The following is a 13101-nucleotide window of genomic DNA, read 5'->3' as shown; positions in this document are numbered from 1 at the left end:
GCCGGCATCAAAACGAACATGATATGGAAGTCCTCAAAAAGACTATGCTGTTTGCAACTGGTTTTCTTACCTTTTTTCTAACTATTCATGCGAAAACTTATGCACAGCTACCTGCGCTTGATCCCGGCCGCTACGATACCACCTGGTGGAACCGCACGCCGATCCGGCTGATCCAGACCAATCTCCGGGAAATTGATGCGTTGATGGATGTGGATGCTTATATAAAGTCTATCGAGGATGCTTCTGCCAATGTTGTTTTGTTAAATGTCGGCGGAATTGTCGCCAATTATCCGACGAAGCTGCCTTTTCATTACAAAAACACCTACATGAAGGGCGATCTGGTCGGCGAGCTTTTGAAAAGGCTTCATGCCAGAGGCATTAAGGTATTGGGACGTTTTGATGTGAGCAAGATCAACGAATCGCTGGCGGCGAAGAAACCGGAGTGGCTGTATGTGGGAACCGACGGTAAAAATGTGAATTACAACGGCCAGGTACATACATGTGTGAATGGCGGTTACCAGCAGCAATATACTTTTGACATACTGAAAGAAACCATTGAAAGCTATGATCTGGACGGGATTTTCTTCAATATGCCCGGCTATACCACATCCGATTACAGCGGAGTTTACCACGGTATCTGCCAGTGTGACAATTGTAAAAAGAGGTTTCTTGATTCCACCGGCACGACGCTGCCGGTAAAGGAAGATATGAACGACCCGGTTTTCAGGAAATACAATGCATTCAGAAAAACTACTTCTGAGGAGCTCTTTAAAAAAGTCGGGAATGCGATAAAGAAACAAAATCCAAAGCTTATTATCTGTACATACACCGATGCCGGTGTAGACCTCACCCGTAGCGAGTCCAGCTCCTGGCTGACGTCCGACTATGAGTGGAATTATTTCTCGACAGACCATGTAAAGCGGGTTTTGGGTTCTTACAAAGACAGGACACCGAGCAATTTGCTGCAGTATTTTCTGGCGATCGGCTACCGGCATATCGCTACTTCCCCAAATATTTCCAGAACGTGGGTACTGGAAAATATGCTCAACGGCGCACCTCTGGACGTGTATGTGATCGGTACGCTGGCCAATCAGGAAGACCGCAGATTTATACCTGTGATGAATGATATTTACCGGTTTCATAAAACAAATGAAAAACTGTTCGCTAACATTCAGCAGGTAAGCAAAGTTGGGCTGATCCGTGGTACGGGTGAGGAATACAAAGGCATGATCAAACTGCTCTCTGAGGAGCATATCATGTATGATGTGATTGAGCCTGCTTCGGTCGGAAATGTACGGGCGCCGCGTAAACTGGCTGATTACGATGCGCTTATATTGGGGGATGTGAGTACGATGGATGATAAATTTATTTCCACTATCGATGATTATGTTAAAAATGGAGGCAAAATACTGGTCACTGGTTTCACTTCTACAAAAGATGCGATCGGAAATCCTACCCATCAGATCCGGCTGCTGTCATTGGGAACCGAGGCTGGTTTCGATGTTTTCAAAAAGGCAAAATCAACTTATCTGAAAGTTTCGGAAAGTGATAAGGCGGCGCTTGGCACAAAAAACTTTGCTGATTTTGACCTGATGATGATGTATGGTGATTTTCTGAAATGCAGGACAAAAGGGAATGCAAAAGGTTACCTGAAACTGCTGCCGGAAACGATGTTCGGCCCGCCCGAAAAATCGTACTATACTTCGTCGGAAATAACGGATTTTCCCGGGCTGGTCAGCAATGATTTCGGAAAAGGGAAGGCCGTTTTCATCCCGTGGCAAATCGGCGCACAGTATCATTTCAAGGGTCATTATGCCCACAAAGCATTGTTTGTTTCTGCCGTCAAAGACCTCCTGAAATTGGAAGGTACCCTCGTCACAGATGCTTCGCCGCTTATAGAAATGACGCATCTTGCCAACCGGAACGGCGCTTTCGAATGGATTGGTATGCTGAACCACTCCGGCCAGATCGGTGCTTCCCTGCTTGAACCCGTTGCGATACAAAACACGACGATTCGTTTTCAACCTGCAAAGCCGGTAAAGGAACTAAGGTTAATGCGGTCCGGAAAATCCGTCAAATTCAGGAAAGCGAACGGCTGGATAGAATGCGTAGTGCCGGAGGTCAGGGACTTCGAGATGTTGGTTTGTCTTTATGAGTGAGGCTTATTCTGCTGTAAAACAGTTTTGCGCGCAGTAAAACGATTATATCCGGAGATTTTTGCAGTAAATTAATTATAAATACTGTGTTCAGATCATCTTATGCCTCTCCAGTTTCCTCCTGATATCGTGAAGCGCCTTGTTGATATGGTTCTCAATGTTGCTGTTGCTGGTTTGCAGCCGTTGCGCGATTTCGCTGTTACTCAGGCCCTCTATCCTGCTCATTACAAAAACCTGCTTCCGGGTCGGAGGCATCGTCGTGAACGCTTCTTCCAGCAAATGGCTTAATTCCTCATAGTTGATCTGCTCCTCTGTAGCATTTCCGGTACCTTCATTTTCTGACAGATATTTTCCGTAAGCGAGCTCGTGCACCTGATGCCTGGCCTTATTGTAGACGATGTTTTTTGCTATTTTGAAAAGATAACCGCTAATGTTTTGGGCAGGGTCGAGAAACTGCCTGCGCTCCCATAACTTCACAAACACTTCCTGTACGATTTCTTCTGCATCGTCCTCATTATGAACCATTTTTCTTGCAAAAGTATATAGTCTCGTTACGAAACAGTAATAGATGTATTCAAAGGCAGACCTGTCCCCCATTTTAAGGGCCGAAACGTTTCGGGCTAAAAATTCATCATTTTCTGTAGACATCTGTTTTGAAGTAGAGGAATGTTTTAAAAAAATTCCGGAAAGGTTAAAAAACTACTCTCTGAATGGAAACATCCAGGTATCTCAAATAAAAGATGACGTGGCGGTCATTGAATTTAAAGGTCATAAATTTAAAGATTATACAATTATTTATCACAATTTTCCTAATTTATTTAATATCTGTTTTGGTTGTAACGGTTACATGCTGGTTTGATCCGAATCAATGATTGCCTGTAAAAATTTAACCCAAACTGGACTTAATATGGCGTCGGGATTGTTCCAAAGGTAAAAGCGGATATCCGTTATGTTTTAACTGATTTTAATTTTTATGAAAAGGATAGTTATGGTGTTGGCATTCATGGCATTTTCAACGGCCCTGTATGCGCAGGACACAACCGACAAGGTTGTGGACAAGGCTAAAACCACGGCAAAAAAGGTGGGAGAGGAAGTGAAGAAGGATGCGAAAGTGGTAGGGCAGGGCGTAAAAAAAGGAGCGCAAAAGGTAGGCGAAACGGCCGAAAAAGGATATGATGCTACCAAAAAAGGTGTCAAAAAGGGCGCTGAAAAAGTTGGAGAGGCAGCTGAAAAGGGATACGACGCTACCAAAAAAGGCATCAAGAAAGGGGCAGAAAAAGTAGAAAAGGCTGCGGAAAAAGTGCAGGAAATTTGATTTTTGACGCTTGGTAAAACCTTAGTACAAGCTTTTAGGCACCCGAGCAGACGTGGATTAACCGGTTATATTGTAGACGTCATGTGATATACGTTGCAAAATCCGGTTTTATGAAGGGTCTGGATAGGAATTGTTCGTCGTTTCATCTGACAAATTGCGAATATTGCCTGATACACAATTTTAGTCGTCATTTGCAGGCTGAATCAAAACAATAGACTGATGCAATATAGAAAAATTGGCAGCGCAGGCGAGGGCCTCAGCCTGTCTGTAATCACTTTTGGCGCCTGGGCGGCGGGTGGTTGGATGTGGGGGGGAACAGAAAGAAGCGAAGCCGTAAAGGCGATCAGAGAATCCTATCATCATGGAGTTACTTCCATAGACACCGCCCCTGTTTACGGGCAGGGCCTGAGCGAGGAGATTGTCGGTGAAGCGATCAAAGAGATCCCGCGCGAAAAAGTCCAGATACTGACCAAGTATGGTATGCGCTGGGACCTTGCGAAAGGCGACTTGGCTATGCATAGTAAGGATAACAACGGCAACGATATCGATATCTACAAATATGCGGCCAAAGACAGCATCATCCTGGAATGTGAGAACAGCCTGAAACGCCTCGGTACGGACTATATCGACCTGTATCAGATCCATTGGCATGATAAAACCACGCCTATCGAGGAAACAATGGAGGCGGTTTCAAAGCTCATCAAAGAAGGGAAAGTCAGGTATGCGGGGGTTTGCAACTATTCGGCGGAGCTGATGCGTGAGGCTTCTCAATACATTGATCTCGCGTCCGATCAGGTTCCTTACAGCATGGTCAAGCGGGATATCGAAAAGGAAACTGTTCCTTACTGCATTGAACACGGCAAGGCGATTTTAGCTTACAGCCCGCTCGAACGAGGGCTGCTGACCGGCAAAATGAAGCCCGGATATCAATTCGGGAATGACGATCACCGTGCCCAGCTGTATTTTTATACTGATGAAAACCTGAGACGGGTGAATGCGTTTCTGGATAAGATCAAACCGCTGGCGGAAGAAAAAAATGCATCCATCGGCCAGCTTGTCCTCCGGTGGACGGTAGAACAGCCGGGTATTACCATTGCCCTGGTAGGTGCGCGGGATGCCAGGCAGGCACTGGAAAACGCTGCCGCCATGGAAATCGGTCTCAGCCAGCAGGAAATTGATTTTATCAATGGTCATTTGAACGAGCTGGTTCTGGAACGTTAAAGCCGTCACGATCAGGCGTATATTTGTGAATATGTATTTAATAACCACCGGATTTCTCAATTATTTAAACCATGATGGACAACAATTTATTATCAAAGAAGGCACTGTCGGTAGCGCTGGGAGGATTGCTGATGATTTCTTCGGTTGCTTTTATGAGCAACAGCGGGATGTCGGACAAGAAAGCTCCCAATAAGAAATTTTCAGTGGCCGATCTGAAGGTAGATACGGTCGCTCAGGGCCTGAAAATGCCCTGGGCCTCGGCTTTGCTGCCAAATGGCGACTTATTGGTTACGGAACGGGTAGGTAAGCTGCGGCTCGTTCAAAATGGTGTCCTGGATCCCAATCCGATCACCGGTGTCCCGGAAGTATTGTACAAAGGACAGGGTGGTTTGCTGGATATTGCACTGCATCCGGATTACGCCAAAAACGGCTGGATCTATATCAGCTATTCGTCCCCGAAAGCTGCCGGTGAAGAAGGGGACGACGACGGTGCGAACACTGCTCTGATCCGTGCCAAGCTGAAAGACCACGCGCTGACGGACATACAGCATTTGTTCAAGGCGCTGCCGAATGTGAAGTCAAGCCCGCATTATGGCGGACGGATTGTTTTCGACAAAAAAGGATATGTGTTCCTTTCGCTGGGCGAGCGCGGACAGAAAGAAAATTCCCAAGACCTGGGCCGCGACCAGGGCAAAGTGGTAAGGCTGCATGAAGATGGAAAAATCCCGACCGACAATCCTTTTGTGAAAACCGCAGGTGCCCGTCCTGAAATATGGACTTATGGTCACAGAAATCCGCAGGGAATGGTTATCAACCCTACTACCGGCGTAATCTGGGAACATGAGCATGGCCCGCAGGGTGGCGATGAACTGAACATTATCGAGCGGGGCAAAAATTATGGCTGGCCGCTGATCACGTACGGAATCGATTATGACAATAGTATTATTTCCAAAGATACTGCCCGCGCAGGACTGGAGCAGCCTGTGATTTACTGGCGCCCGTCGATAGCCCCATGCGGAATGACCTTTGTAAACAATGCTAAGTTTAAAGACTGGAATGGGGATCTGCTCGTAGGTTCACTTAAATTCATGTACATCCAGCACCTCACGGTAAAGGGAAATAAGGTTACCAACCGGGAAATAATTTTTGAAAAGCTGGGACGTGTCAGGGACGTGCGTCAGGGCCACGACGGTAATATTTATGTTGTATTGGAAAACTCCGGTAAAATTGTCCGGATCAGTCCGAAAGCTTAAACTGGCACCTCAAATAACTGAGCAGCGACAACGCTGCGGTAATCTCTGTTGAAACAGAAGTTGTAAACTTCAGGTTTTGGCAGAGATTACGTTTATAGGATATCGTTCCGCATTTTACTTGCATACTGTTACCCGATTTCTTCATTAAATCATTCTTTTTTCCCGCCAATAATTAGCGGTAGCCTGATTTACCGATGTTTTTGGCGTAATTTTAGATGGTGAGAAATCAAGATTTATTTGCAAAATAATCGGAGGTGGTGATCCGTTTTTTTGAAATTCATGTTAATTAAATAATGAAGCCTCTGTTTCAGGACGATAGCGAACTTTTGACCCGACTTAAAAGCCATGATAATGTGGCGTTCGAGTTGATCTATCGCCGGTATTGGCAGCATTTATTCGATTTTGCTTTCCTCAAAACCCATGATGCGGACGTGTCAGAGGAAATTATCCAGGATCTTTTTGTGACGGTATGGGAGAAGCGGGAGTCCCTGCAGGTCAAAAATCTGCGGGCTTATCTGTTCACAGCTGTCCGGAACAGGGTAATCGATCATTACAAGGAAAAAATCTTCTCCGAGCTTGATACCATAGAGCCACCCGAGGCACCGGAATATTCCTTTTTTCTGGAAGAACTGGAAGCTACCATGCAAAATTCCATCGCAAGCCTGCCGGACAAAACGCAGCGTATCTTTCTGCTCAACCGGTTCGAAGGGAAGACCGTCAGACAGATCTCAGCAGACCTTAACCTGCCCGAACGCACGGTAGAGTACCACATCTCCCAGGCCGTGCGTGTGCTCAAAGTCCTGCTCAAAGAGTTTATAGCATTGTGCCTCGTTGCATTTTCAAGTAGTATATTTTAAAGAATATTTTACGGAAAATCAGGATCTTGTATAATTATTCAATGAATTTGTTTTCAATTTTGCGGTAATGCCGCATTTCTCAGTCTTTATATAAAGGATACCATTGTTCATGAACAAGCATCATTTTCATACCTTACTGAGCCGTTATCGCAGCGGAGATTGTACCGAACAGGAGCGGCGTCTGGTAGAACATTGGTTTGCGTTGATCGATGGCGGAGCAGCGGATCATTCCTATCAGGAAAACCAGCAGACCGAGGACCGTTTATGGAATGCCATTCAGGGCAGGACGCAGCCGGCTTCGTCTTTGAAGGGCAAAGTAATGCCGTTTCTACTGAACTGGCGATGGGCAGCGGCGGCCGTGTTCTTTTTCATGGTCTGGGGTGGATATCATTTCAACCGCAAACGGGCTGACAGGGTAGATGAAGAAAGAGCTGCCGGGCGGTTTCCGCAGGGGCTGATCACCAAAACCAATAACAGCGCGGTGCCCGTTCGGATAAGCCTTGCAGATGGCAGCGAGATCAGTCTTTCGCCCAAAGGCAGCATACAATATCCTACCACATTCAGCGACGGCAGGCGGGAAGTTTTTTTAAAAGGAAAAGCGTTCTTTAAAGTTGCCAAAAATCCTGAAAAACCATTTTTCGTTTATACCGGTGCTATTGCCACTCAGGTGCTCGGCACGAGTTTCTGGGTTGACATTGCCGACAGCAGCAATGCCGTGGAAGTTTCTGTCGTGACGGGTAAAGTATCTGTATTTCAGCGTAATGAGCATGATGATGTTATTGCCGGAGAGACAAAGAACGGTGTGGTACTGAGCCCGAACCAACGGGTGATGTATACACATGAAAACCAGTCGTTTGTAACGAGCCTGGTGGACGAGCCTGTGATGCAGCAATCTTATGCCGGGCGTTTTGTATTTGACGACGTGCCTTTGACCCAGGTTCTTGAGGCTTTGGAAAAGGCTTATGGAATAGAGATAGTGCTGGAAAATGAGAGATTCAAAAACTGCCTTTTTACTGCCGATATCAACAGGCAGCCCATGTTTACAAAGCTGGATCTGATCAGCGCGGCAGTGAATGCACGCTATGAGGTAAAAGGCACCCGGATTCTGCTGAGCGGTAAGGGCTGCTCCGCACATTAACTTTTAACCCCTGTTTTTAACTATGCATTAAAACCGTTGCTGCTGTAAAAAGAGCCGAATGTGTTGAGACCACATCCGACCCTGTTTGTTTTCCCTTTCTGAAACTTGGCAAGTTCTCATCTGAAAAGATGACCGGGAGGGTTTTTGTCAAATTTTTAAAACTTAACAAAAACGTTCAAACTTAATGAAAAAACCAATACAATTTCATCCTCTACTGCTACGTATCATGAGGATTACGCTACTGCATTCATTATTGATAGGCGTGGGGATCTCGTTGGGATTTGCACGCGAAGTCCGCACTCAGGACCTGCTTGATCATTCGATTTCCATCAAAGTTGAGAACACAGAGATCAAAAAGGTACTGAACAAAATCGAAGGCCTGGCTAATGTGAAATTTGTGTACAGCTCCAATACCATCCAGGCCAACCGCCGGGTGAGCGTTACGGCGTCAGACAGGAAGCTTTCCGAGGTACTTGGCATGGTACTGCGGCCACTCAATATTTCTTACCGTGTGATCGGAGGACAGATCATGCTCAATACCGATGAGGTGGAGCAGGAGGTGCCAAAAAAGGACGATCAGTCGGTGTCAGGAAAAGTAATCGATGAAAGCGGGTCAGGGCTTCCCGGGGTAAGTGTCGTGGAAAAAGGCACGCAAAGAGGAACGGTTACAGACATCGACGGAAAATTTACCCTCGACGTCGCAAATAGCCAGTCGATCCTTGTTTTTTCTTTTGTGGGTTACGCGTCCCAGGAAATGGCCGTGGGGAACCAAAGCATCATCAACATTTCGCTCGCAGTAGACAACAAATCACTGAACGAAATAGTGGTGGTGGGCTATGGAACGCAGAAAAAGGCAGACCTGACAGGCGCTATCGCGACTATCTCGGCGGACAGGCTTAAAACCAAAGCAGCGGCGGTTTCTTATGGAGAAGCGCTGGTAGGACAGATGGCCGGTGTGCAGGTGCAGCAGGTGAACGGTGCGCCGGGTGGTGAAGGTTTGAGTATCCGCATCCGGGGCACGGGATCTATTTCCGCCAACAGCTCCCCCCTGTATGTGATCGATGGTTATCCGATCGACAGCAGTGCTTTTTCGCTCGTTAACACATCCGACATTGAAAGCATACAGGTTTTAAAAGACGCGTCTTCCACAGCTATCTACGGTTCACGCGGAGCCAATGGTGTGGTGATCATCACGACCAAAAAAGGTACTACCGGTGCGCCGACGGTTTCGTTCAGCACTTTTTACGGGGTTCAGCAGGTAGCCAGAAAAATCGACATGATGAACAGCCGGGAATATCTTGAGTTTTTCAAAGACGGACATAATCAGGCCTGGCTCGACAGGACCCCGATGCCTGGCGATCCTCCGCATACCATCAACGATCCCAACGAGATGAGGTCGAAATATACGAATGCCAACTTTTACATTATTCCGGAAAGTTTCAACGACCCGAGCAATTTTGGCGATATCAACTGGCAGGATGAGATATTCAGAAATGCGTCGACTCAAAAACACGAACTTTCTGTGAACGGAGGTTCAGAAAAAACAAGGTATGCAGTTTCGGGAAGCTATACCAACCAGCAGGGGATCCAGATCAATACCGATTTTAAAAGGTATAATCTCAGGACAAACCTGACCACCAATGTTACCAAAAAACTGGAAGTGGGTGTGGCTGTAAGTGCTTACTATTCTGAAAACAACGAGATAGCGAATGGCAAGGACAGCCCGCTTGCCTATGCACTTTACCTGCCGCCGATTTACCCGCTGAGAAACGCCGACGGAACTTATGGTTCTCAGGTAAGAAACCCCGAGATATGGGCGGGAGACGTGGCCAACCCGGTGAGCATTGCCGAAAACGTGACCAATTTCACCAAAAAGAATGCTGTGATCGCTTCTGCCTATGCGGAATACCAGATCATGGAAGGACTGAAATACCGCGTCAGCCTGAACGGAAATTTGGAAAACAGGCGCCTGAAATACTATCAGCCATCTTTTGTGGATACCGACGGTTCCCGCGCGCCGCGCATCGCCAATGCACGGGCCGAAACCTGGCTGGGTGCAAACTGGCTGAACGAACATACGCTTACTTATAATAAGGTGTTTAATAAGCACTCTGTCAACTTGCTGGCAGGATATACTGCCCAGAAATCTTATGCAGAATACAACCGTATCAATGCACAAAATTTCCCGAACGACGCCGTACGTAATATCAAGGGCGGCCAGGTTGTAGGAGGCACAGGCACCGAGGACCAGAATTCACTTATTTCCTACCTTAGCCGTCTGACGTATTCTTATGACGATAAATACCTGTTTTCTGCCAGTATCCGGAGAGATGGTTCTTCCAGATTTGGTTCGGAAAACAGATGGGGTACGTTCCCATCAGTGTCCGCGGGATGGAGGATCAGCAGTGAACCTTTTTTACAGAACATCAGCCAGATCAGCGAACTGAAAGTAAGAGGAAGCTGGGGATTGGTCGGAAACAACAAAATCGGAAATTATGAATCCATCGCCCGCACAGTTTCCGGGTACTATCCTTTGAACGGAATTCTGGTCAATGCGGTGAACCCGGTGAACTATCCGAACCCTAACCTGGGATGGGAAAAAACAATGCAGTGGAACCTGGGTCTTGAACTGGGGCTGTTGCGTGAAAGAATTCGTCTGGAAGCAGATTTTTACAACAGTAAGTCGGTCGATCTGCTGCTGAACGTACCTGTTCCTACTATCAGCGGTTACGCAACACAATTGCAGAACATTGGCAAAGTGGAAAACAAAGGGATGGAATTTTTGGTGAGGACCAGAAACACAACGGGTGAGTTTAAATGGTCAACCGATGCCAATATTTCGTTCAATCAAAATAAGGTACTTGCGCTTGGACCGGACAGACGCCCGATTTATTCTGGGGCTGCCAACGCCAACAACACGTTTATTACAACCATAGGACAGCCTATCGCTACTTTCTTTGGTTACCAGTACGACGGTGTATTTAAAAACCAGGCGGAACTTGATGCTGCGCCGCACCTGGCCAATGACAGGCCCGGCGACCCAAGGTATATCGATGTTAATAACGACGGACAAATCACTGCGGCAGACAAAACTTACCTGGGTAGCAACCAGCCGAAATTCATCTATGGTTTCGGCAATGATTTTACCTATAAGGGTTTTGACCTGAACCTGATGCTGACCGGCTCCCAGGGAGCAAAATTGTTCAGTTTCTTTAACCGCATGATCGGTATTTATCATGGTGACAGAAACGGCCGCGCGAAATTGAAAGACCGCTGGCGTTCAGAAGAAGAGCCGGGATCGGGTGAAGTTCTCCGCGCCAACCGTGACCCGAAAGGTCTCCAGAAAGAGCCGTCGAGCTATTGGGTGGAAGACGGTTCGTTCCTGCGTATCCGTAACGTTTCGCTGGGGTATACCTTCAGCAATGAATTTATGCAGCGTATCAAAGTGAAGGCGCTGAGAGTGTACGTGACTGGACAAAATTTGTACACGTTCACCAAATATCCTGGTTTTGACCCCGAAACGAGCAGTGAATCCGGGTTGTCAAGGGGTGGCGATTACTTGGGTTACCCATCAGCAAGAACCGTTATTGCCGGTCTTAACGTAACATTTTAATTACTTCCCATTAAATTCTTTTAAAATGAAACGATATATTTTAGCCTCTTTGCTAGTAGGGGCCTCTCTTTCTTGCAAGGAAAAATTCATAGATCTTCAGCCTATTTCGGATATGAATGCCGGGAATTTCTATAAAACCGAGCAGGATATGAACCAGGCTGTCATGTCTCCGTACGCGTCGCTGCGGGATGTGTATAATCAGCTTTACATCTACACGGGCGAGATCCGTTCCGATAATACTACTTTTTCATGGGTACCCGGAAGCTCCAAGGATATGACTTCGATCGATAATTTCGGTGATATCCTGCTTTCCGACAACCAGAACATACTGGACTTGTGGAACCGCAGCTTTGTTACCATACTCCGGGCCAATATTGTGCTGGATAAAATTGATGCAGTTCCTTTCCGGGACGAAAAACTGAAATCTCAATATAAAGCAGAAGCCAGGTTCCTGCGTGCGCTCGTTTACTTCTGGCTGGTGCGGGTTTATGGAGATGTGCCGAAGGTGGACAAACAATTGTCGGTACAGGAAGCCTATACGCTTGGACGGGTTTCGACGGGGGAGATCTATAATTTTATTGTAGATGACCTGAAATTTGCTGAGGCTAATCTCCCCGGAACTTATGCTTCCAATGATAAAGGCCGTGTGACGCTGGGCGGGGCCAAAGGCTTGCTTGCCAAAGTATATATGACCATGGCCGGTTATCCTTTGAAAAAAGGGGCCTCGCATTATGCCCTGGCAGAAGCAAAGGCACTTGAAATAATTAACAACCCGCAATATTCACTGGTTGCGGATTACAAGACACTTTTCAGCGTGACGAACAAAAACAGTTCTGAATCCTTGTTCGAGGTTCAGTACAAAAAGGGAGGTACCACTACGGGAAGCCCGTGGAGCAACGATTTCGCGCCGCGTTTCTCAAATAAGGAAGTTGTTCTGGTAGGGGATAAGTCGGGATTCAATGCACCTACGCCTTCAATGTCGGCTGCTTACGAAGTTGGCGATCCTAGAAAAGCGATTTCAATGAGCGACGGATACGTGTCCGATCCGGGTGGGACAAGGATCAACGAAAAGTATGTCAAGAAATATTATGACGTGTCCTTCTCGGTTACACCGGACAATGACAATAACTGGATCGAGCTGAGACTTGCCGACGTGTATCTGCTTTACAGCGAAGCACTGGTGCGCCAGGGAAAACAACAGCAGACGGCCCTTATTTATCTCAATAAAATTCGTCAGCGTGCCCGAAATACTGCCGGCGCAGCAGCCGGGGCAGTTCCTGACTATGCTCCATTTACTTCCGATGCTGCATTTTTGCTGGCTATCGAAAAAGAGCGCCGCATTGAGCTTGCCTTTGAAAACCACAGATGGTTTGACCTGGTACGTACCGAGCGTGCAAAAGATGTGATGAGCCAGGAGCAAAAGGAACAAAATGGCTTCAATCCGGCCAGCTGGAACGACAATATGCTTTTGTTCCCCATCCCTTTGCAAGTAATTCAGTCCAATCCTGAAAAAATCAAACAAAATCCCGGCTATTAATTGAACACGAA

The 13101-nt window shown here is 46.8% G+C and carries 9 protein-coding genes; 8 read left to right on the top strand and 1 reads right to left on the bottom strand.

Going from position 1 to position 13101, the window contains the following annotated elements; translation table 11 throughout:
• The first annotated feature begins 23 nt into the window (after positions 1-23).
• Positions 24-2159 (top strand): hypothetical protein, encoded by a 2136-nt coding sequence (locus tag FBF61_RS07300; protein WP_138476547.1) that lies wholly within the window; start codon positions 24-26, stop codon positions 2157-2159.
• Positions 2160-2246: 87 nt separating this feature from the next.
• On the opposite strand, the gene FBF61_RS07295 is transcribed toward FBF61_RS07300, so the two are convergent.
• Positions 2247-2804 (bottom strand): RNA polymerase sigma-70 factor, encoded by a 558-nt coding sequence (locus FBF61_RS07295; protein WP_138476546.1) that lies wholly within the window; start codon positions 2802-2804, stop codon positions 2247-2249.
• A gap of 325 nt (positions 2805-3129) precedes the next feature.
• Between FBF61_RS07295 and FBF61_RS07290 the strand changes: the two genes are divergently transcribed.
• The 7 genes from FBF61_RS07290 to FBF61_RS07260 all read left to right on the top strand — a co-directional run bounded on the left by FBF61_RS07290 (position 3130) and on the right by FBF61_RS07260 (position 13090).
• Complete coding sequence (locus FBF61_RS07290; RefSeq protein WP_138476545.1) at positions 3130-3471, top strand: hypothetical protein; 342 nt, start codon at positions 3130-3132, stop codon at positions 3469-3471.
• A 219-nt stretch (positions 3472-3690) separates the two neighbouring features.
• Positions 3691-4692, top strand: coding sequence for an aldo/keto reductase (locus FBF61_RS07285; RefSeq protein WP_138476544.1), 1002 nt, complete (start codon positions 3691-3693; stop codon positions 4690-4692).
• Positions 4693-4763: 71 nt separating this feature from the next.
• Positions 4764-5945, top strand: a complete 1182-nt coding sequence (locus FBF61_RS07280; protein ID WP_138476543.1) for a PQQ-dependent sugar dehydrogenase — start codon at positions 4764-4766, stop codon at positions 5943-5945.
• Between the two features lie 293 nt (positions 5946-6238).
• Entirely contained in the window at positions 6239-6802 is a 564-nt protein-coding gene (locus FBF61_RS07275) for an RNA polymerase sigma factor (RefSeq protein ID WP_138476542.1), read from the top strand.
• 109 nt (positions 6803-6911) lie between these two features.
• Entirely contained in the window at positions 6912-7940 is a 1029-nt protein-coding gene (locus tag FBF61_RS07270) for a FecR family protein (protein ID WP_138476541.1), read from the top strand.
• Positions 7941-8166: 226 nt separating this feature from the next.
• Positions 8167-11553 carry a TonB-dependent receptor gene (locus tag FBF61_RS07265; RefSeq protein ID WP_138476540.1) on the top strand — a complete coding sequence of 1129 codons (3387 nt, stop codon included), beginning with the start codon at positions 8167-8169 and terminating at the stop codon, positions 11551-11553.
• A gap of 25 nt (positions 11554-11578) precedes the next feature.
• Positions 11579-13090, top strand: a complete 1512-nt coding sequence (locus tag FBF61_RS07260) for a RagB/SusD family nutrient uptake outer membrane protein (RefSeq protein ID WP_138476539.1) — start codon at positions 11579-11581, stop codon at positions 13088-13090.
• Positions 13091-13101 lie beyond the last annotated feature (11 nt).

The organism is Dyadobacter bucti (assembly GCF_005869225.1).
GTDB lineage: Bacteria > Bacteroidota > Bacteroidia > Cytophagales > Spirosomataceae > Dyadobacter > Dyadobacter bucti.
The sequence above is the reverse complement of the archived record's forward strand: the minus strand, read 5'-3'. Positions and strand labels throughout refer to the sequence as shown.

Bases quoted from the DNA above. Each gene is read 5' to 3' on its own strand.
- FBF61_RS07290 (WP_138476545.1), top strand. From the start codon at position 3,130: ATGAAAAGGATAGTTATGGTGTTGGCATTCATGGCATTTTCAACGGCC.
- FBF61_RS07260 (WP_138476539.1), top strand. From the start codon at position 11,579: ATGAAACGATATATTTTAGCCTCTTTGCTAGTAGGGGCCTCTCTTTCT.
- FBF61_RS07280 (WP_138476543.1), top strand. From the start codon at position 4,764: ATGATGGACAACAATTTATTATCAAAGAAGGCACTGTCGGTAGCGCTG.
- FBF61_RS07275 (WP_138476542.1), top strand. From the start codon at position 6,239: ATGAAGCCTCTGTTTCAGGACGATAGCGAACTTTTGACCCGACTTAAA.
- FBF61_RS07265 (WP_138476540.1), top strand. From the start codon at position 8,167: ATGAGGATTACGCTACTGCATTCATTATTGATAGGCGTGGGGATCTCG.
- FBF61_RS07300 (WP_138476547.1), top strand. From the start codon at position 24: ATGGAAGTCCTCAAAAAGACTATGCTGTTTGCAACTGGTTTTCTTACC.
- FBF61_RS07270 (WP_138476541.1), top strand. From the start codon at position 6,912: ATGAACAAGCATCATTTTCATACCTTACTGAGCCGTTATCGCAGCGGA.
- FBF61_RS07285 (WP_138476544.1), top strand. From the start codon at position 3,691: ATGCAATATAGAAAAATTGGCAGCGCAGGCGAGGGCCTCAGCCTGTCT.
- FBF61_RS07295 (WP_138476546.1), bottom strand. From the start codon at position 2,804: ATGTCTACAGAAAATGATGAATTTTTAGCCCGAAACGTTTCGGCCCTT.